We start from the raw sequence: 16624 nt of genomic DNA, 5'->3' as shown, positions 1-16624 counted from the left end.
AATGGAAGCAGTAGCAAAATTAAATGATTGCCCTACCTCTCCTCGTAAGATGAGATTGGTTGTTGACCTGATCCGTGGTGAACGTGTTGAAAAGGCACTATATATATTAAAGTTTACCAATAAGGAAGCTGCACAACGAGTTGAAAAACTTTTGTTGTCAGCGATCAAAAACTGGGAAGCTAAGAATGAGGGTCAACGCCCGGAAGATAGCGGTTTGTTTGTAAAAACAATAACTGTTGATTGCGGACGTCAGTTGAAGAGACTTAGACCAGCGCCTCAGGGCCGTGGTCATAGAATCCGTAAACGTTCAAATCACGTTACCCTTGTAGTGGACAGTAAGACTGTGGCAGAGAATATTGAGAACCTTGAATCAGTAACTAATTAAGGAAAATGGGACAAAAAGCACATCCAATAGGTAACAGACTAGGAATCATCAAAGGTTGGGATTCTAACTGGTTCGGTGGCAACAACTATTCCGATAAACTAGTTGAAGATGAAAAGATCAGAAAATATCTTTCTGTACGTATAGCTAAAGGTGGCGTTGCCAAATTAGTTATCGAGCGTACATTAAAGCGAATCACTGTAACAGTACACACAGCTCGCCCAGGTATAGTAATTGGTAAAGGTGGAGCGGAAGTTGATAAGATCAAGGAAGAGTTAAAGAAACTGACTAAAAAGGAAGTTCAGATTAACATCTTTGAAATTAAACGTCCGGAACTTGATGCTCAATTAGTAGCTGAAGGTATAGCGAAACAACTTGAAGCGCGTATTTCTTTCCGTCGTGCAATGAAAACCTCTATCGCATCAACAATGCGTGTAGGTGCAGAAGGAATCAAGATCATGTGTTCAGGTCGTTTAGGTGGTGCTGAAATGGCTCGTACGGAACAATATAAAGATGGAAGAATTCCATTGCATACATTCCGTGCTGATATTGACTATGCATTGGCAGAAGCTCTTACTACTTATGGTAAGATTGGTGTTAAGGTATGGATCTGTAAAGGTGAAGTTTATGGCAAACGTGATTTATCTCCAAACATCGGTCAAACAACCGGAGTAAGAGGCAGAGCAGGAGAAGGTAATTCTTCTTATGGTGCTGGCGAAAGAGGAGAGAGAAGAGGCGGAAACGATAGACGTACTAACGACAGACGCGGTGGACCGGGTAACGGACCAGGTGCTGGTGGAGATAGCAGAGGTGGAAATCGTGGTGGTAATCCCCGTGGTGGAAGCGCTGGTGGACCTGGTGGCCAAGGTGGTAACCGTCCAGGCGGTCAAGGTGGAAGTCGTCCTGGAGCTCCAGGTGCTAACCGCGGCGGTGGCGCTGGTGGTGCAGGATTTCGCCCTAAGAAATAATTGTCAAACATCAAAAAATAGATAAACAGAAAAGATGTTACAGCCAAAAAGAACGAAGTTCAGAAAGATGCAAAAAGGAAAAATGAAAGGGTTAGCTTCTCGCGGAGCAGAACTTTCATTCGGATCTTTCGGAATAAAATCGATGGAACCGGCATGGATAACCAGCCGTCAGATAGAAGCTGCACGTATAGCGGTTACACGTTTTATGAAACGTGAAGGCCAGGTGTGGATTCGTATATTCCCGGACAAACCGGTTACCAAGAAACCAGCGGAAGTACGTATGGGTAAAGGTAAAGGTGCTCCCGAATACTGGGTTGCAGTTGTTCGCCCGGGTAGAATGATTTTTGAAGCAGAAGGCGTTCCTATGGAAGTTGCCAAAGAAGCATTGCGGTTAGCAGCTCAAAAATTACCGGTTCAAACAAAATTTGTAGTACGTAGGGATTACGTAGAAGCATAATTATTTGTAGGTTGCAAGTTGTGTGTTATATAATAACTATCGACAGACAACTTGCAGTTCACAATCAAGAAAGAAGAAAAGATGAAACCCTCAGGAATAATAGAGCTATCAACTGAAGAGATTGTTTCCCGCATGAGCGAAGAAAGAACCAATCTCACTAAATTAAAATTTGCGCATACAGTTTCTGCCATAGAGAATCCATCTCGTATTAGTAAGGTAAGAAAAGAAATCGCACGTTTGAACACAGAATTGACTAAGCGCAAAGCGGCCGCTGCTGCTGAGAAACAGTCCGCTTCTGAAACTGAATAATTTTAGAATCGAAATGGAAGAAAGAAAATTAAGAAAGACCCGTACAGGGTTGGTAGTGAGCAATAAGATGGAAAAATCTATCGTTGTTGCTGTAGAAAGGAAAGTGAAACATCCGATCTACGGAAAGTTTGTTCATAAAACTACCAAATTTATGGCTCATGACGAAAGCAACACTTGCGGTATCGGTGATACAGTGTTGATCATGGAGACTCGTCCTCTGAGTAAGACTAAGAACTGGAGATTAGTTGAAATTTTAGAAAGAGCGAAATAATGGTACAACAGGAATCAAGACTAAATGTCGCAGACAATAGCGGAGCTAAAGAAGTTTTAGTGATCCGTGTTCTGGGAGGTACTGGTAAAAGGTATGCTTCTCTTGGTGACAAAATTGTTGTTACCGTAAAAAGTGCTATTCCTTCTGGAAATGTGAAAAAAGGAACTGTTACAAAGGCAGTTGTTGTTAGAACAAGAAAAGAAGTAAGACGCAAAGATGGCTCATATATCCGTTTCGACGATAACGCAGCAGTTTTGTTAAATAACCAAGACGAGCCGAGAGGTACCCGTATCTTCGGTCCGGTTGCAAGAGAGCTACGTGAAAAACAATTTATGAAAATCGTATCATTAGCACCGGAGGTATTATAACATGCAAAAGAAGAATTTAATTATACCTAAACTGACGATCCGTAAAGGAGATTTAGTACAGGTGATAGCTGGCGACTCAAAGGGAAAACAAGGTAAAATCGTTGAGGTTTTAACTAAGGTGAACCGGGTTATAGTTGAAGGCGCGAACATGGTTTCACGTCATACCAAGCCAAATGCAGCTAATCCTAATGGAGGAATTGTCAAGAAAGAAGCTGCTATCCACGTTTCAAACGTAATGGTAGTAGATGCTAAAACAGGCAAACCAACTCGTATAGGAAAGCAAAAGAACGCAGAAGGGAAATTTGTAAGAATTTCTAAAAAGTCAGGGGAGGAAATTAAGCTATGAGTTACGTACCAAGATTAAAGTCGAAGTATAAGGAAGATATCCGCACAGCACTGAAAGATAAATTTCAGTATAAGAGTGTGATGCAGGTTCCTAAGCTTCAGAAAATTGCGATCAACCAAGGTGTTGGTGCTGCAACTACTGATAAAAAGCTAATTGATAGTGCTATTGCTGATATGACTACTATTACTGGTCAACAAGCTGTAGCTGCGAAGTCAAAAAAGGATATCTCAAATTTCAAATTGCGTAAGGGAATGCCAGTTGGTGTTCGTGTAACTTTACGTGACAATCAGATGTATGAGTTTCTTGACCGCTTAATAGCTGTTGCGTTACCACGTATCCGTGATTTCAAGGGTATTAATGATAAAGGCTTTGATGGTCATGGAAATTATACTTTAGGTATCACTGAGCAGATCATTTTTCCAGAGATAAATATTGATAAAATCAATAAAATCATGGGTATGGATATTACTTTCGTAACTTCCGCAAAAAATGACGTTGAAGCATTAGAGTTATTAAAACAATTTGGTTTACCGTTCAAAAATCAAGCACCCGTAAATAATGGCTAAAGAAGGAATAAAAGCACGCGAAGTTAAGCGTGAGAAGATGGTTGCTAAGTTTGCCGAAAAGAGAGCTGCTTTAAAAGCTGCTGGTGATTTCGCAGGATTAGATAAATTACCTAAGAATTCTTCACCGGTTCGTTTACACAACCGTTGTAAATTGACTGGTCGTCCTCGTGGATATATGAGACAGTTTGGTATTTCACGTGTAACATTCCGTGAAATGGCTTTAGCTGGAAAGATTCCAGGAGTGAAAAAAGCAAGTTGGTAGCATAAAAGTTGGGAGCTGGTCTCCCAACAAAACCAATAAAATATAAACAATTAACCGATAGCAGGTCCCCTAAGTGGATACCACTATCACAATAAACAAGTAATGAATACAGATCCAATAGCAGATTATCTTACAAGAGTAAGGAATGCCATTAAGGCCAACCACCGGGTTGTGGAAATTCCTGCATCAAACCTTAAAAAAGAAATTACCAAAGTTCTTTTTGATAAGGGTTACATCGCGAACTACAAGTTTGAGGACACAACAGTTCAAGGCATAATTAAAATTGCGTTGAAGTACCATCCTGTAACTAAAGTTCCTGCTATTCGCACTCTAACACGTGTGAGTAAGCCTGGTTTGAGAAAATATTCAGGTGTAGACAGCATGCCACGTGTATTAAATGGTTTGGGAATTGCAGTAGTATCAACCTCTAAGGGAGTTATGACTGATAAAGAAGCCCGCAACCTTAACATCGGTGGTGAAGTATTATGTTACGTTCATTAATCAAAGAGGATTAAACGATGTCAAGAATAGGAAAAACCCCGATTACAATACCTTCAGGTGTAACGATAACGGTTTCTGCAGAGAATGTAGTAACGGTTAAAGGACCTAAAGGCGAATTATTTCAGCATCTGGATGGTGATATCACGGTATCTCAGGAAGACGGAATATTAACAGTAGAACGCCCTACAGAACAAAAGCGTCATAAAGCACTTCACGGTTTATACCGTTCACTAATTAACAACATGGTTAAGGGTGTAACAGAAGGCTACAAATTGCAACAGGAATTAGTTGGTGTTGGTTACCGTGCTACAAACACAGGTAATACACTTGACCTTGTTTTAGGTTATTCTCACCATTATGTGTTTGAATTGCCTAAAGAGATCTCTATAGTAACAACTGCAGAGAAAGGAAAGAACCCAACAATCATTTTAGAAAGTATCGACAAACAGTTGTTAGGACAAGTTGCAGCTAAGATTCGTTCGCTACGTGCACCGGAACCATATAAGGGTAAGGGTATCAAGTTTGTAGGTGAAATATTAAGAAGAAAAGCAGGTAAATCAGCAGCTAAGAAATAGTATCATGTCAGGAATAAAATTATCTCGCAGAGAACGCATAAAAAAAGGCATAAGAAAGAGACTGTCTGGTTCTACTGATCGTCCTCGTTTGTCAGTATATAGAAGTAATAAGGGCATTTATGCTCAGGTTATAGATGATGTTACTGGAAAAACATTAGCTTCAGCATCTTCAGCATCTAAAGAGTTTTCAGGAACTGGAAACAAAGTAGAGCAGTCTAAAGCTGTTGGAAAACTAGTAGCTGAAAAAGCTATTGCTGCCGGTGTAAGCCTGGTAGTATTTGATAGAAATGGTTATTTATACCACGGTCGTGTTAAGTCTCTTGCAGAAGGTGCACGTGAAGCTGGTTTAAACTTTTAATCTGAGAATAGATGTCAACAATCAATATAAAAAGAGTTAAATCAAGCGAAATTGAATTAAAAGATCGTTTAGTAAGTATACAGCGTGTTGCTAAAGTTACTAAAGGTGGTCGTACATTCAGTTTCTCAGCCATAGTTGTTGTAGGCGACGAAAATGGTGTAGTTGGTTACGGATTAGGAAAAGCAAAAGAGGTAACTGAGGCAATTGCAAAGGGTATCGATGATGCGAAAAAGAATTTAGTAAAGGTTCCGATCATTAACGGAACAGTACCTCATGAGCAATATGGTAAGTTTTCAGGTGGGTTTGTTTTAATCAAACCAGCTGCAAATGGTACTGGAGTTATTGCTGGTGGAGCAATGCGTGCGGTTCTTGAAAGTGCCGGTGTACATAACGTATTAGCAAAATCAAGAGGATCATCTAACCCGCATAACGTGGTAAAAGCAACAGTTTCAGCATTGTCTCAAATGAGAGATGCGTATACAGTAGCTCAGCACCGTGGTGTGGATCTTAATAAAGTTTTTAACGGATAAGAACATGGCGAAGATAAAGGTCACTCAGATTAAAAGCGTTATCGATAGAAGCGAGCGCCAGAAAAGAACTATGCAGGCTTTAGGTTTAAGAAGGATTAACCACTCTGTAGAAGTTGAAGCTACCCCGTCAATCATCGGGATGGTAAGAAAAATTAATCATCTAGTAGCAGTAGAAAGTATTTAATCATGAACTTAAGTAATTTAAAACCTGCAGAAGGTTCAACAAAAAATAAAAAGAGGATAGGCCGTGGTACCGGTTCTGGTCGCGGTGGAACATCAACCCGTGGTCATAAAGGAGCTGGTTCACGTTCAGGCCATAAAAACAAAATTGGTTTTGAAGGTGGTCAGATGCCATTACAGCGCCGTGTCCCTAAGGTTGGTTTCAAGAATATCAACCGTATTGAATACATAGGTGTAAACCTTGATGTTATTCAAGCCCTTGCTGAAAAATTTAGCTTAACAACAATTGATTTTGTAGCATTAAAGCAGCACGGACTAGTTTCTAAAAACGATCTTGTTAAGATCCTTGGAAGAGGAGAACTGACAACTAAATTAGAAATTACTGCTCATGCTTTTACAGCTACGGCTCAAAAAGCAATTGAAGCAGCTGGTGGTGCAATTGTTAAATTATAATTGATTAATGAAGAAGTTATTCACTACCCTTTCCAATATTTGGAAAATTGAAGACTTAAGAGTGCGTATTTTAAACACACTCTTATTTCTTTTAATTTACCGAGTAGGATCATTTATCGTGCTTCCCGGTGTTAGTGCCGCAGCATTGGATAATCAACAAGCCAGGGAAGGAATCCTGGGATTATTAAATATGTTTGCAGGCGGTTCATTCGCCCGGGCATCTATATTTGCCCTGGGGGTTATGCCTTACATCTCTGCATCTATTGTGGTACAGCTTTTAGGCATTGCTGTCCCTTATTTTCAAAAGATGCAAAAGGAAGGGGACAGTGGTAGGAAAAAACTTACACAGCTTACCCGTTACCTGACTGTAGGAATTACTCTTTTACAAGCCATTGGGTATGTTCGTACTCAAATTACACCTGAAGCTAGATTGCTTGCAGAACCATTATTCACCATTTCTTCTATGGTTATCCTTACCGCTGGTACATTATTTGTAATGTGGCTTGGAGAGAAAATAACTGATAAGGGGATAGGTAATGGGATCTCATTAATCATCATGATCGGTATAATTGCACAGTTACCTGGAGCATTTATTACCGAATTTGATTCAAGGTTGAATGGTTTGGGTGGAATTATCCCATTTTTAGTAGAATTAGCCGCATTGTTTTTTGTTATTATCTTTACGATTCTTGTTGTTCAGGGTGTTCGTCGAATACCGGTTCAGTATGCTAAAAAGATAGTAGGCAACAAACAATATGGTGGTGTTCGCCAGTATATACCTCTAAAGGTTAATGCTGCAGGTGTAATGCCAATTATCTTTGCTCAGGCATTGATGTTTATTCCTTCTACACTGGGACAGTTTTTTCCGGCTGCACAAGGTCCGGTTTTAGCTTCATTGAGTAATTATACTTCTGTTGCTTATAACCTGACGTTTGCAATTTTAATCATCGCATTTACTTTCTTTTATACGGCTATCACAGTTAATCCTGTTCAGATGTCGGATGATATGAAGAAGAATGGTGGTTTCATTCCTGGTATTAAACCCGGGAAAGCAACGGGGGAATATATTGATGGAGTGATTTCAAAGATTACATTGCCTGGTTCAATTTTCTTGGCTATGATAGCGATATTACCTTCGTTTGCCATAATACTTGGCGTGAATAGTAATTTCGCACATTTCTATGGTGGCACATCTTTACTTATTCTGGTTGGTGTTGTTTTAGATACCCTTCAGCAAATAGAGAGCCATTTGCTAATGCGCCATTACGACGGATTGATGAAGACAGGTAGATTGAAAGGCCGTACCCCTATAGCAGCTGATACCGGCGCTTCAGGGTCTGTGATTTAATCTGAATATGTCTAAGTTGATTTTAAAAACGGCTGAAGAGGTTGAATTGATTCGGGAAAGTTCATTGCTCGTTTCAAGGACACTGGCAGAAGTTGGACGATTGGTTAAACCAGGTGTTAAAACAATTGACCTAAATAAATATGCGGAAACCTTTATTAGAGATAATAAAGGTATTCCTGCATTTTTAAATTATAGTGGCTTTCCATATTCATTGTGTATATCAACGAACGATAGGGTAGTTCATGGCTTTCCAGGTGATGACGAACTTAAGGAAGGGGATATAATATCAATTGATTGTGGGACGATCCTTAATAAGTTTTATGGTGACTCGGCCTTTACTTTTGCAGTAGGGGAAATAGCTTCAGAAATTCAACAACTCCTGGATGTAACGCGTGAATCTTTATTGCGCGGGATTGAGAAGGCTGTTGTAGGATCGAGGATTGGGGACATAGGCTTTGCGATTCAGGATTATACAGAGAGTCACGGTTATGGCGTAGTGAAGGAGCTTGTGGGGCATGGTGTAGGATTCAAACTACATGAGAAGCCAGAAGTACCTAACTATGGTAAACGTGGGACTGGGATGAAACTGGAGGAAGGGATGGTGATTGCGATCGAACCTATGATTAACCTCGGCAGAGCCGGAGTGAAGTTTTGGAAAGACGGATGGACGGTTAGTACAGTTGATGGCAAACCTTCTGCTCATTTTGAACATACAGTCGCAATACGCAAAGGAAAGGCTGATATTTTATCCACATTTGACTATGTGGATGAGGTATTAAAAACTAGTATATAATAATTATTACAATAACTGCAAATAACTAAATATTTTATTTAATTTTGCAACCCCAAATGGTGGGAGTTAATTAAATAGAAATCAATAAAATATGGCTAAACAGGCCTCTATTGAACAAGACGGGATCATAAAGGAAGCATTATCAAATGCTATGTTTCGTGTGGAATTAGAAAATGGTCATGAGATCATTGCTCATATCTCCGGAAAGATGCGGATGCATTACATTAAGATTTTACCTGGAGATAAGGTGAAGCTCGAAATGTCCCCATATGATTTGTCAAAGGGAAGAATTACTTACAGATACAAATAAGATGAAAGTTAGAGCATCCATAAAGAAGCGCAGTGCGGACTGCAAAATAATTCGCCGTAAGGGAAAACTTTATGTAATTAACAAGAAGAACCCTAAGTATAAACAACGCCAGGGATAAAATAATTTGTTGTGTGTTGGAGGATTGAATGATCGGTGTTAAAACTGTAAACTTCAATCTGTTTATCATTCAATCAATCAATCATTCAAAGAAATATGGCAAGAATAGCAGGTATTGATTTACCAAATAAAAAAAGAGGAGAGATCGGACTTACTTACATTTTCGGTATCGGCAAGGCTACAGCACAGAGCATATTAGATCAAGCTGGTATTAGTCATGATGTGAAAGTAGAAGAATGGGACGATGATCAATTGACAGCGATCCGTACAATCATTAATGATTCTGTTAAGGTTGAAGGATCTTTACGTTCAGAGGTTCAGTTAAACATCAAACGTTTAATGGATATTGGATGTTACAGAGGATTGCGTCACCGTAAGGGACTTCCTGTTCGTGGGCAACGTACCAAGAACAACACTCGTACCCGTAAGGGAAAACGTAAAACAGTCGCTAACAAGAAAAAGGCTACTAAATAATACCAATAAGTAATGGCTAAAACAAAAAAAGTAACCAAGAAGCGTATCGTTGTAATCGAGCCAATTGGCGAGGCACACATTAACGCTACTTTTAATAACATCATTATTACCTTAACTAATTTACAAGGACAGGCTATATCATGGTCTTCTGCAGGTAAGATGGGTTTTAAAGGTTCTAAGAAAAACACTCCATATGCTGCAGGTCAAGCTGCTGCCGATTGTGGTAAAGTGGCGTTCGATTTAGGTCTTCGTAAAGTAGAAGTACTTGTAAAAGGTCCGGGATCCGGTCGTGAATCAGCTATCCGTACTCTTCAGAATACAGGTATAGAGGTTACTACAATAAGAGATATCACTCCACTTCCACACAACGGATGTCGTCCTCCGAAAAGAAGAAGAGTTTAATTAATCGATTTTAAAGATAAGATTCGGCAACTAAGGGTTGCTTGATACTTTAAACAGAACAAAAATGGCAAGATATACTGGTCCAAAATCCAAAATTGCGCGTAGATTCAGAGAGCCCATCTTCGGCCCTGATAAAGCATTAGAAAGAAAAAATTATCCACCTGGAATGCACGGGGCTTCAAAGCGTCGTGGAAAGCAATCAGAATATGCTGTCCAGTTGATGGAAAAACAAAAAGTAAAATATACTTACGGTGTTTTAGAGCGTCAGTTCGAGAACTTATTTCACAAAGCTTCTGCTAAAGAAGGAATTACAGGTGAACTGCTTTTGAAATTGCTTGAAGCCCGTTTGGATAATACCGTTTACCGTTTAGGCATTTCTCCGACACGTTCTGGTGCTCGTCAGTTAGTAGGTCATAAACACATTACTGTAAATGGTGAAGTTGTAAATATTCCTTCATACTCTTTACGTGCTGGTGACGTTGTTGCAGTTCGTGAACGCTCTCAATCACTTGAAGCGATTACGGTCTCTGTCGCTGGTCGTAAGATCAATAGATATGCATGGTTAGAGTGGGATGCAAATTCTTTCACCGGAAAGTTCCTAACCTATCCTAGTCGTGATGAGATTCCTGAAAATATCAAGGAAAATCTAATCGTCGAATTATACTCTAAGTAATAAGTTTTTGAGCAGTTCTGATTTTTTCAGGACTGCTTTATACCGTTTTAAACATTAACTGAATATAAATGGCAATTTTAGCATTCCAGAAACCAGATAAAGTTATCATGCAGAAATCAACGGATTTCGATGGTACTTTTGAATTTCGTCCGTTAGAACCGGGTTTCGGTGTTACCATCGGTAATGCTTTACGTCGTATTCTATTGTCGTCTCTAGAGGGATATGCAATTACGTCTATACGTGTTTCAGGTGTTTCTCATGAGTTTTCAACCATCAAAGGTGTTGTTGAAGATGTTACTGAAATAATCCTGAACTTAAAGCAGGTACGTTTTCAGAAAACCGGCGATGCTGGTGATAATGAAAAAGTATATGTAGTCATTAATGGCCAGGAGCAGTTTATGGCAGGAGATATCACAAAATTCTCTACCAACTTCACTGTACTGAACCCAGAATTGGTTTTGTGTAATATGGAATCTACTGTAACTCTAGAAATAGAGCTTACAATTAATAAAGGTCGCGGTTATATTCCAGCTGAGGAGAATAAAAATCCAGATGCTAATGTAGGCGTTATCGCTATTGATTCTATCTTTACTCCCATTAAGAACGTTAAATATACTATTGAGAACTACCGTGTTGAACAAAAGACGGATTACGAAAAGTTAGTTCTTGATATTACAACTGATGGTTCAGTTCATCCTGAAGATGCATTGAAGGAAGCAGCAAAGATCTTGATTCACCATTTCTTGTTGTTCTCTGATGAGAACATCATGTTGGAAGCACAGGCTAAGGAAGAGACTAAGGAAGTTGATGAAGAAATTCTTCATATGCGCAAAATCCTTAAAACTGAGTTAGTCGATCTAGATCTATCAGTACGTGCATTAAACTGCCTAAAAGCAGCTGACATACGTACACTTGCAGATCTTGTTTCTTATGATGTAGCGGATATGCTTAAATTCAGAAACTTTGGTAAGAAGTCTCTTACTGAAATTCAGGATTTAGTAAAATCAAAAGGACTTTCTTTTGGTATGAACCTATCAAAATACAAGTTAGAAGAAGAGTAATCTTCTTATTTTTAATAAGCGACGTGTTTATAATTCCTCCTTTTAATGGAACGGTATAAGCACGGAAAAATAACAAACAATGAGACACGGAAAGAAATTTAACCATTTAGGCCGGACAAATAGTCATCGTAAAGCGATGATGTCAAACATGGCTTCTTCGCTTATCGAGCACAAGCGTATTACAACTACTTTAGCTAAAGCTAAGGCATTGCGTATGTACGTTGAGCCTTTAATTACAAAAGCTAAAAATGATACTACTCATTCACGCAGAACAGTTTTTAGTTACCTTCAAAATAAGGAAACAGTAACTGAATTGTTTCGTGATATAGTTGCGAAAGTTGGTGATCGTCCAGGTGGATATACTCGTATTATCAAATTATCTAACCGTATGGGTGATAATGCTGAGATGGCAATGATTGAATTAGTTGATTACAACACAGTTTACAAATCAGAAGCATCTGCTCCTGCTGAAAAGAAATCAACACGTAGACGTGGTGGTTCATCAAAAACAAAGAAAGATGAAACTGTTGCTGGTACTGAAGAAGTTGTTGCAGAAGCAGAAACACCTGCTGCTGATACAACTATTGAAGAAGCAAAAGGAGAGTAATTCTCTTTTACAAAAGGCCGCTTGGATTCAATCCAAGCGGTTTTTTTTTGCCTTTTTTATGGGGAAAAGAGTTATTAGCTTTTATGTGAATAAATGGCATTCTATCTTAATGTATACTATAAAATGGTTATTGAAAGCGTAAAATGTAAACTGTTGTAAATGGCTAACAGTTCTTCAACACTTATCCGAATAAATACAAGAAAAAGGGGCAACTCTCCTATTATTGAGACTGCCCCTTCTTTTTATTCAAGCTTAAATACATTTTACCAAAGTTTCGAAGGATAAGTTCCGTTTGCAATTAAAGCAGCGATACTTTTTTGTACAATAGGTTTATCTTCTTTATAAGTGACCCCAAACCATTTTGCAGAAGTAGGAATAACTTTAAAGTTAGCTTTGCCAGTTTTAACTAGTTCTTCCGCAATAAGAGGTATGAAGAATTCTGATTTTGGATTAGCCTCATTAGCCTCTACAAACCGTTTAAACATAGGATTAGCCTGTTCGAATACAGCAGGTGTGAAACCCCAAAAGTTCATTGAAGCACGGGCGTCTTCATGAAGCGGTGTAATGTTACCGGATTCTTCTTCATAAACGATTTGACCATCTTTAGCATATACTTTGGTTCTCTCGTTAATTTCCTGAAGATTACCTTCTTCATTTACAAGACAGATTCCTCTGGAGACAGCACCATATTCGGATAGCGTTTTATCTACTTCGTATCCTATTAAGCAGTAATTGTCTTCTCTTACATCTGTAGTAAGGAAATCTGCCATCTTCTTGAAAGCATCATATCCGTAGAAATCGTCTGCGTTAATCACGCAAAATGGTTCTTTTACATTATTTGAAGCTTCTAAAACTGCATTACCAGTTCCCCAAGGTTTTTGTCTTTCAATGATTTTGTCAATTCCATATTTTTCAAGATCGAAAGTTTGGAATATATAGTCTGTTTCAACAACACCTTTGAGTTTAGGCTCAAAGATGGATTTAAAACTATCAAGGAATTCTTCACGGATAATGAAACTTACCTTGCCGAATCCGGCACGAACCGCATCGTATATAGAGTAATCGATAATAGTTTCGTTATTGGGTCCAAATCCGTCAACTTGTTTCATGCTTCCGTAGCGGCTGGCCATACCAGCGGCTAAAATAAGGAGTGTTGGTTTCATTCGTCTAAAATAAATATTATGATGTCAAGTAACAAGAAGTATTGATTAGATATTCGTAAAGTGATAAAAATATTATTATGGAGCAGAGAGTGCATGCTTAAATTCTTTTAATATTCGATCTCTGGCAAATTTATGATCCACTATTGGTTTCGTATATTTAAAGGGATCCGTGAATTCGGGCACCCATTGTTTTATATATTTGAGTTGCGGATCAAACTTTTTAGTTTGTAAATCAGGGCTGAATATCCTAAAATATGGAGCGGCATCATTACCACTGCCCACTGCCCATTGCCAACCCCCAATATTGCTTGCCATATCGTAATCGATTAATTTTCTGGCAAAGTAAGCTTCTCCCCATCTCCAGTCTATTAATAAATGCTTACTTAGGAAACTGGCAGTGATCATCCGTACCCTATTATGCATCCAACCTATTGCGTTGAGTTGTCTCATTCCTGCATCCACTATTGGGTATCCTGTATTTCCGCTACACCAAGCTTTAAATTCATCTTCATTGTTGCGCCAGGTGATGTTATCATATGGCTTTTTAAATGATTCGTGTATGGTTTGTGGGAAATGCCATAGAATCATAGCATAGAAATCTCTCCATATCAATTCTGATAGCCACTTGTCATCTTTTAAAGAATGACCATATCGGGCGAGTTCACGAATGCTGACTGTACCAAATCTTAGATGAACGCTCATTCTTGAGGTTCCATCAACGGAAGGAATGTCACGAGTATTGGCATAGTCCTGAATCCGTTGCTGGTAATCAATAGAAGGGAATTTAATTTTACTATAAGTAAATCCAATACTCTCAAGGGTAGGGACGGGAAAATCAGAGCGATGAAAATTGTCAAAATATTTCTCTGTAGGGTATGATTTAAGATGAAATGCAGGCTTCAATTGATCTAACCATTTGTTTTTGTAAGGAGTGAAAACTGTATAGGGCTCTTTACTGTCCTTAAGTATTTCATCTTTTTCAAAAATAACCTGATCTTTAAATTCTTTAAATTCAATTGAATTGTCCTTTAAGAGTTTTTGAATAGCAGTATCCCGATCTTTGGCGTAAGGCTCATAGTCAGAATTGGTATAAACAGTATCAAGTTTATAATTCCTTATAAGATCTGAAAAGGCATCTGTAGGTTTCTTGTGAAGAATAAGAAGGGATGATCCTTGTTTTTTTAATTCATCATTAAGTGTTGTTAATGAATTGTAAATGAACGTTAATCTGGAATCGTCCTGATCAACTAATTTAGACAAGATCTCAGGGTCAAATATAAAAATAGGCAAAGTAGGTACACCTGATTTTAAAGCATGATATAATCCAGCATTATCCTCCAGGCGTAAGTCTCTCCTAAACCAGAATATATTTATAGAATCATTATTTGGCATATAATTCTTTTAAGGCTTCTTTGATATGTTCAAATTTAAATTTAAAGCCTGTTTCTCTGATTTTATCTGAACGCGTTCGGGTACTGCTCAATACTACGGCTTTCATTTCACCTAAAAAAATCCGAAGAGCTAAGGCTGGAACATTTGGAAGCCAAAGTGTCTTATTAAGAACAGTGGAAATAGATTTAGTAAATTCCTTATTCGTAACAGGATTAGGGGCGCAAAGATTATAAGTCCCTGTCATGGAATTGTTTTGCAAGGCGAATAGATAAGCGTTAACCATATCGTCGATGTGGATCCAGGGAATCCACTGTTTCCCTGAACCTAAAACAGTTCCTAAATTATATTTCACGGGACCCGCTATTTGAGGAAGTGCGCCACCCTGTAAGCTTAGTACAACACCTGTTCTAAGTTTAACTACCCGCATATTTAAATCGAGGCCCATGTCTGCTGCTTTTTCCCATAAGACGCAAGCCTCAGATAGAAATCCTTCTCCGGGATCACTGTTTTCATCAAGAAATTTATCATTTCGGTCGCCGTAGTAACCAACAGCCGAAGCTGATATAAGTGATTTTACCTGACACTGAGGATTATCTTTCAATGCTTTAAAAATAAGTCCTAAAGAATCAACTCTACTACTAATAATTGCTTGTTTACGTTCTTTTCTCCAAGGCTTTTCAGCGATACCTTCACCTGCAAGATGTATAATTGTATCAACATTTGCCATACAGTTTTTATCTATATATCCAGTTTTTACATCCCACTTAAATTCTTTAAAAGATGGATTATATTGAGGTTCTTTTCTGCTTAATACATGAATTTGATATCCTTGATTAAGTATTAGTTTGATCAGTGGCTTTCCAATCAATCCACTCGCACCTGTAATTAAAACTGTTGCAGACATATTTAAATCTTAACTGAAGAGTTGTACATTTGTTTGATATGTTATACGCAAAACACATTTTTATATGTACTAATCAACGTCCTGAGGGTTCCCGTGTATGTTGTGGAGAAAGTCATGGTCTGGCTTTAGTTGCCGCTTTCAAAAAGGCAATTAAAGATAAAGGACTTCAAACTGAAATAAGGGCACAAAGAACAGGTTGCCTGGAAGCCTGTGAAATGGGCCCTTCATTAGTCGTTTATCCAGAAGGTGTTTTTTACGCTCATGTACAGTTAGAGGATGTTGATGAAATCGTTACTGAGCATCTGGAGCATAATCGGATTGTTTCCAGGCTTGTAATGGATTTCGATAAACTGCGTGAATTAAAATCCTGATTTAACTATTAATATATCCTTCCAGTTGTTTGATTGTATCTTTTTGCGAATCAATGATTGCTTTTACCAAATCGCCTATGGAGATCATAGCGACTACTTTTCCATCGTTAATAACAGGCAGATGGCGGATGTGCTTGTCAGTCATTAAATTCATGCAATATTCCAACCCATCATTAAGAGAGATAGTTAGCGGATCAGCCGTCATCACTTCATTTACCTGAGTATCTTTTGAAGATTTCCCCTGCAATACAATTTTTCGTGCATAATCTCTTTCAGTAAAAATTCCTCTGAGTTGATCTTGCTCGATGATGAGTAGTGCACTGATGTTCTTTTCCATCATTACTGTTAGCGCATCAAATACTGATATCGATGAATTAATTGAGAAAAGATGAGATGGTTTTTGTTTTAAAATGTTGCTTACGGTCTTCATAAAGGGTTGTTTTGCATAAATTTAAGTTAAATTCAGGCAATTGTTAAATTTAA

Annotated in this window: 29 protein-coding genes; 25 read left to right on the top strand and 4 right to left on the bottom strand. The window is 38.4% G+C overall.

The window, feature by feature from the left end:
• Position 1 precedes the first annotated feature (1 nt).
• From rplV to rplQ, 24 genes are all read left to right on the top strand, one after another.
• A complete protein-coding gene (gene rplV / locus ADIARSV_RS21650; protein WP_016196849.1) occupies positions 2-385 on the top strand; it encodes a 50S ribosomal protein L22 in 384 nt (127 codons plus the stop codon).
• A gap of 5 nt (positions 386-390) precedes the next feature.
• Positions 391-1350 carry a 30S ribosomal protein S3 gene (gene rpsC / locus ADIARSV_RS16865; protein WP_016196848.1) on the top strand — a complete coding sequence of 320 codons (960 nt, stop codon included), beginning with the start codon at positions 391-393 and terminating at the stop codon, positions 1348-1350.
• A gap of 34 nt (positions 1351-1384) precedes the next feature.
• Positions 1385-1807, top strand: a complete 423-nt coding sequence (gene rplP, locus ADIARSV_RS16860; RefSeq protein WP_016196847.1) for a 50S ribosomal protein L16 — start codon at positions 1385-1387, stop codon at positions 1805-1807.
• Positions 1808-1888: 81 nt separating this feature from the next.
• Positions 1889-2116: a 50S ribosomal protein L29 gene (gene rpmC / locus ADIARSV_RS16855; RefSeq protein ID WP_040300468.1), complete on the top strand. Its 228-nt coding sequence runs from the start codon at positions 1889-1891 to the stop codon at positions 2114-2116.
• 13 nt (positions 2117-2129) lie between these two features.
• A complete protein-coding gene (gene rpsQ / locus ADIARSV_RS16850) occupies positions 2130-2387 on the top strand; it encodes a 30S ribosomal protein S17 (protein ID WP_016196845.1) in 258 nt (85 codons plus the stop codon).
• Entirely contained in the window at positions 2387-2755 is a 369-nt protein-coding gene (gene rplN, locus ADIARSV_RS16845; RefSeq protein WP_016196844.1) for a 50S ribosomal protein L14, read from the top strand. Before rpsQ ends, rplN begins: the two co-directional genes overlap by 1 nt.
• 1 nt (position 2756) lies before the next feature.
• Positions 2757-3101 carry a 50S ribosomal protein L24 gene (gene rplX, locus ADIARSV_RS16840; RefSeq protein ID WP_016196843.1) on the top strand — a complete coding sequence of 115 codons (345 nt, stop codon included), beginning with the start codon at positions 2757-2759 and terminating at the stop codon, positions 3099-3101.
• Positions 3098-3667: a 50S ribosomal protein L5 gene (gene rplE / locus ADIARSV_RS16835; RefSeq protein WP_016196842.1), complete on the top strand. Its 570-nt coding sequence runs from the start codon at positions 3098-3100 to the stop codon at positions 3665-3667. Before rplX ends, rplE begins: the two co-directional genes overlap by 4 nt.
• Positions 3660-3929, top strand: coding sequence for a 30S ribosomal protein S14 (rpsN, locus tag ADIARSV_RS16830; RefSeq protein ID WP_016196841.1), 270 nt, complete (start codon positions 3660-3662; stop codon positions 3927-3929). Before rplE ends, rpsN begins: the two co-directional genes overlap by 8 nt.
• A 102-nt stretch (positions 3930-4031) precedes the next feature.
• Positions 4032-4430, top strand: coding sequence for a 30S ribosomal protein S8 (gene rpsH, locus ADIARSV_RS16825; protein ID WP_016196840.1), 399 nt, complete (start codon positions 4032-4034; stop codon positions 4428-4430).
• 17 nt (positions 4431-4447) lie between these two features.
• Positions 4448-5005, top strand: a complete 558-nt coding sequence (gene rplF / locus ADIARSV_RS16820; protein ID WP_016196839.1) for a 50S ribosomal protein L6 — start codon at positions 4448-4450, stop codon at positions 5003-5005.
• A gap of 4 nt (positions 5006-5009) precedes the next feature.
• Positions 5010-5363, top strand: a complete 354-nt coding sequence (gene rplR / locus ADIARSV_RS16815) for a 50S ribosomal protein L18 (RefSeq protein WP_016196838.1) — start codon at positions 5010-5012, stop codon at positions 5361-5363.
• 11 nt (positions 5364-5374) lie between these two features.
• On the top strand, positions 5375-5893 hold the full coding sequence (gene rpsE, locus ADIARSV_RS16810; protein WP_016196837.1) for a 30S ribosomal protein S5: 519 nt from the start codon (positions 5375-5377) through the stop codon (positions 5891-5893).
• A 4-nt stretch (positions 5894-5897) separates the two neighbouring features.
• Positions 5898-6077, top strand: coding sequence for a 50S ribosomal protein L30 (gene rpmD, locus ADIARSV_RS16805; protein WP_016196836.1), 180 nt, complete (start codon positions 5898-5900; stop codon positions 6075-6077).
• Between the two features lie 2 nt (positions 6078-6079).
• Positions 6080-6526 (top strand): 50S ribosomal protein L15, encoded by a 447-nt coding sequence (gene rplO / locus ADIARSV_RS16800; RefSeq protein ID WP_016196835.1) that lies wholly within the window; start codon positions 6080-6082, stop codon positions 6524-6526.
• 7 nt (positions 6527-6533) lie between these two features.
• Positions 6534-7874 (top strand): preprotein translocase subunit SecY, encoded by a 1341-nt coding sequence (gene secY / locus ADIARSV_RS16795; protein ID WP_016196834.1) that lies wholly within the window; start codon positions 6534-6536, stop codon positions 7872-7874.
• 7 nt (positions 7875-7881) lie between these two features.
• Entirely contained in the window at positions 7882-8667 is a 786-nt protein-coding gene (map, locus tag ADIARSV_RS16790; RefSeq protein WP_016196833.1) for a type I methionyl aminopeptidase, read from the top strand.
• 91 nt (positions 8668-8758) lie between these two features.
• Positions 8759-8977, top strand: coding sequence for a translation initiation factor IF-1 (gene infA, locus ADIARSV_RS16785; RefSeq protein ID WP_016196832.1), 219 nt, complete (start codon positions 8759-8761; stop codon positions 8975-8977).
• Between the two features lies 1 nt (position 8978).
• Complete coding sequence (gene rpmJ, locus ADIARSV_RS21295; RefSeq protein WP_008506259.1) at positions 8979-9095, top strand: 50S ribosomal protein L36; 117 nt, start codon at positions 8979-8981, stop codon at positions 9093-9095.
• A gap of 95 nt (positions 9096-9190) precedes the next feature.
• Entirely contained in the window at positions 9191-9568 is a 378-nt protein-coding gene (gene rpsM / locus ADIARSV_RS16780) for a 30S ribosomal protein S13 (RefSeq protein ID WP_016196831.1), read from the top strand.
• Positions 9569-9580: 12 nt separating this feature from the next.
• Positions 9581-9970 (top strand): 30S ribosomal protein S11, encoded by a 390-nt coding sequence (rpsK, locus tag ADIARSV_RS16775; RefSeq protein WP_016196830.1) that lies wholly within the window; start codon positions 9581-9583, stop codon positions 9968-9970.
• Positions 9971-10034: 64 nt separating this feature from the next.
• The gene (gene rpsD / locus ADIARSV_RS16770) at positions 10035-10643 is read left to right on the top strand and encodes a 30S ribosomal protein S4 (RefSeq protein WP_016196829.1); all 609 of its coding nucleotides are present in this window, start codon (positions 10035-10037) and stop codon (positions 10641-10643) included.
• A 68-nt stretch (positions 10644-10711) separates the two neighbouring features.
• The gene (locus ADIARSV_RS16765; protein ID WP_016196828.1) at positions 10712-11704 is read left to right on the top strand and encodes a DNA-directed RNA polymerase subunit alpha; all 993 of its coding nucleotides are present in this window, start codon (positions 10712-10714) and stop codon (positions 11702-11704) included.
• A gap of 79 nt (positions 11705-11783) precedes the next feature.
• On the top strand, positions 11784-12311 hold the full coding sequence (gene rplQ / locus ADIARSV_RS16760; RefSeq protein ID WP_016196827.1) for a 50S ribosomal protein L17: 528 nt from the start codon (positions 11784-11786) through the stop codon (positions 12309-12311).
• Positions 12312-12574: 263 nt separating this feature from the next.
• Here rplQ and ADIARSV_RS16755 read toward each other — a convergent pair whose 3' ends face one another.
• The 3 genes from ADIARSV_RS16755 to ADIARSV_RS16745 all read right to left on the bottom strand — a co-directional run bounded on the left by ADIARSV_RS16755 (position 12575) and on the right by ADIARSV_RS16745 (position 15770).
• Positions 12575-13474 (bottom strand): nucleotidyltransferase family protein, encoded by a 900-nt coding sequence (locus ADIARSV_RS16755; RefSeq protein WP_016196826.1) that lies wholly within the window; start codon positions 13472-13474, stop codon positions 12575-12577.
• A gap of 75 nt (positions 13475-13549) precedes the next feature.
• Positions 13550-14866, bottom strand: coding sequence for a cryptochrome/photolyase family protein (locus tag ADIARSV_RS16750; protein ID WP_016196825.1), 1317 nt, complete (start codon positions 14864-14866; stop codon positions 13550-13552).
• The gene (locus ADIARSV_RS16745; RefSeq protein WP_016196824.1) at positions 14856-15770 is read right to left on the bottom strand and encodes a TIGR01777 family oxidoreductase; all 915 of its coding nucleotides are present in this window, start codon (positions 15768-15770) and stop codon (positions 14856-14858) included. Before ADIARSV_RS16745 ends, ADIARSV_RS16750 begins: the two co-directional genes overlap by 11 nt.
• Before the next feature lie 38 nt (positions 15771-15808).
• Here ADIARSV_RS16745 and ADIARSV_RS16740 point away from each other — a divergent pair, with 38 nt between their 5' ends.
• Positions 15809-16141, top strand: a complete 333-nt coding sequence (locus ADIARSV_RS16740) for a (2Fe-2S) ferredoxin domain-containing protein (protein ID WP_016196823.1) — start codon at positions 15809-15811, stop codon at positions 16139-16141.
• 1 nt (position 16142) lies between these two features.
• Here the strand turns inward: ADIARSV_RS16740 and ADIARSV_RS16735 are convergent, their stop codons facing one another.
• Positions 16143-16571 carry a CBS domain-containing protein gene (locus ADIARSV_RS16735; protein WP_040300463.1) on the bottom strand — a complete coding sequence of 143 codons (429 nt, stop codon included), beginning with the start codon at positions 16569-16571 and terminating at the stop codon, positions 16143-16145.
• Positions 16572-16624 lie beyond the last annotated feature (53 nt).

This window comes from Arcticibacter svalbardensis MN12-7 (genome assembly GCF_000403135.1).
In the GTDB taxonomy this organism is placed as follows: domain Bacteria; phylum Bacteroidota; class Bacteroidia; order Sphingobacteriales; family Sphingobacteriaceae; genus Arcticibacter; species Arcticibacter svalbardensis.
This window is presented reverse-complemented; position numbering and strand designations above follow the sequence as displayed.

Coding starts and splice junctions, on each gene's coding strand:
- rplV (WP_016196849.1), top strand. CDS start 2: ATGGAAGCAGTAGCAAAATTAAATGATTGCCCTACCTCTCCTCGTAAG.
- rpsC (WP_016196848.1), top strand. CDS start 391: ATGGGACAAAAAGCACATCCAATAGGTAACAGACTAGGAATCATCAAA.
- rplP (WP_016196847.1), top strand. CDS start 1,385: ATGTTACAGCCAAAAAGAACGAAGTTCAGAAAGATGCAAAAAGGAAAA.
- rpmC (WP_040300468.1), top strand. CDS start 1,889: ATGAAACCCTCAGGAATAATAGAGCTATCAACTGAAGAGATTGTTTCC.
- rpsQ (WP_016196845.1), top strand. CDS start 2,130: ATGGAAGAAAGAAAATTAAGAAAGACCCGTACAGGGTTGGTAGTGAGC.
- rplN (WP_016196844.1), top strand. CDS start 2,387: ATGGTACAACAGGAATCAAGACTAAATGTCGCAGACAATAGCGGAGCT.
- rplX (WP_016196843.1), top strand. CDS start 2,757: ATGCAAAAGAAGAATTTAATTATACCTAAACTGACGATCCGTAAAGGA.
- rplE (WP_016196842.1), top strand. CDS start 3,098: ATGAGTTACGTACCAAGATTAAAGTCGAAGTATAAGGAAGATATCCGC.
- rpsN (WP_016196841.1), top strand. CDS start 3,660: ATGGCTAAAGAAGGAATAAAAGCACGCGAAGTTAAGCGTGAGAAGATG.
- rpsH (WP_016196840.1), top strand. CDS start 4,032: ATGAATACAGATCCAATAGCAGATTATCTTACAAGAGTAAGGAATGCC.
- rplF (WP_016196839.1), top strand. CDS start 4,448: ATGTCAAGAATAGGAAAAACCCCGATTACAATACCTTCAGGTGTAACG.
- rplR (WP_016196838.1), top strand. CDS start 5,010: ATGTCAGGAATAAAATTATCTCGCAGAGAACGCATAAAAAAAGGCATA.
- rpsE (WP_016196837.1), top strand. CDS start 5,375: ATGTCAACAATCAATATAAAAAGAGTTAAATCAAGCGAAATTGAATTA.
- rpmD (WP_016196836.1), top strand. CDS start 5,898: ATGGCGAAGATAAAGGTCACTCAGATTAAAAGCGTTATCGATAGAAGC.
- rplO (WP_016196835.1), top strand. CDS start 6,080: ATGAACTTAAGTAATTTAAAACCTGCAGAAGGTTCAACAAAAAATAAA.
- secY (WP_016196834.1), top strand. CDS start 6,534: ATGAAGAAGTTATTCACTACCCTTTCCAATATTTGGAAAATTGAAGAC.
- map (WP_016196833.1), top strand. CDS start 7,882: ATGTCTAAGTTGATTTTAAAAACGGCTGAAGAGGTTGAATTGATTCGG.
- infA (WP_016196832.1), top strand. CDS start 8,759: ATGGCTAAACAGGCCTCTATTGAACAAGACGGGATCATAAAGGAAGCA.
- rpmJ (WP_008506259.1), top strand. CDS start 8,979: ATGAAAGTTAGAGCATCCATAAAGAAGCGCAGTGCGGACTGCAAAATA.
- rpsM (WP_016196831.1), top strand. CDS start 9,191: ATGGCAAGAATAGCAGGTATTGATTTACCAAATAAAAAAAGAGGAGAG.
- rpsK (WP_016196830.1), top strand. CDS start 9,581: ATGGCTAAAACAAAAAAAGTAACCAAGAAGCGTATCGTTGTAATCGAG.
- rpsD (WP_016196829.1), top strand. CDS start 10,035: ATGGCAAGATATACTGGTCCAAAATCCAAAATTGCGCGTAGATTCAGA.
- ADIARSV_RS16765 (WP_016196828.1), top strand. CDS start 10,712: ATGGCAATTTTAGCATTCCAGAAACCAGATAAAGTTATCATGCAGAAA.
- rplQ (WP_016196827.1), top strand. CDS start 11,784: ATGAGACACGGAAAGAAATTTAACCATTTAGGCCGGACAAATAGTCAT.
- ADIARSV_RS16755 (WP_016196826.1), bottom strand. CDS start 13,474: ATGAAACCAACACTCCTTATTTTAGCCGCTGGTATGGCCAGCCGCTAC.
- ADIARSV_RS16750 (WP_016196825.1), bottom strand. CDS start 14,866: ATGCCAAATAATGATTCTATAAATATATTCTGGTTTAGGAGAGACTTA.
- ADIARSV_RS16745 (WP_016196824.1), bottom strand. CDS start 15,770: ATGTCTGCAACAGTTTTAATTACAGGTGCGAGTGGATTGATTGGAAAG.
- ADIARSV_RS16740 (WP_016196823.1), top strand. CDS start 15,809: ATGTTATACGCAAAACACATTTTTATATGTACTAATCAACGTCCTGAG.
- ADIARSV_RS16735 (WP_040300463.1), bottom strand. CDS start 16,571: ATGAAGACCGTAAGCAACATTTTAAAACAAAAACCATCTCATCTTTTC.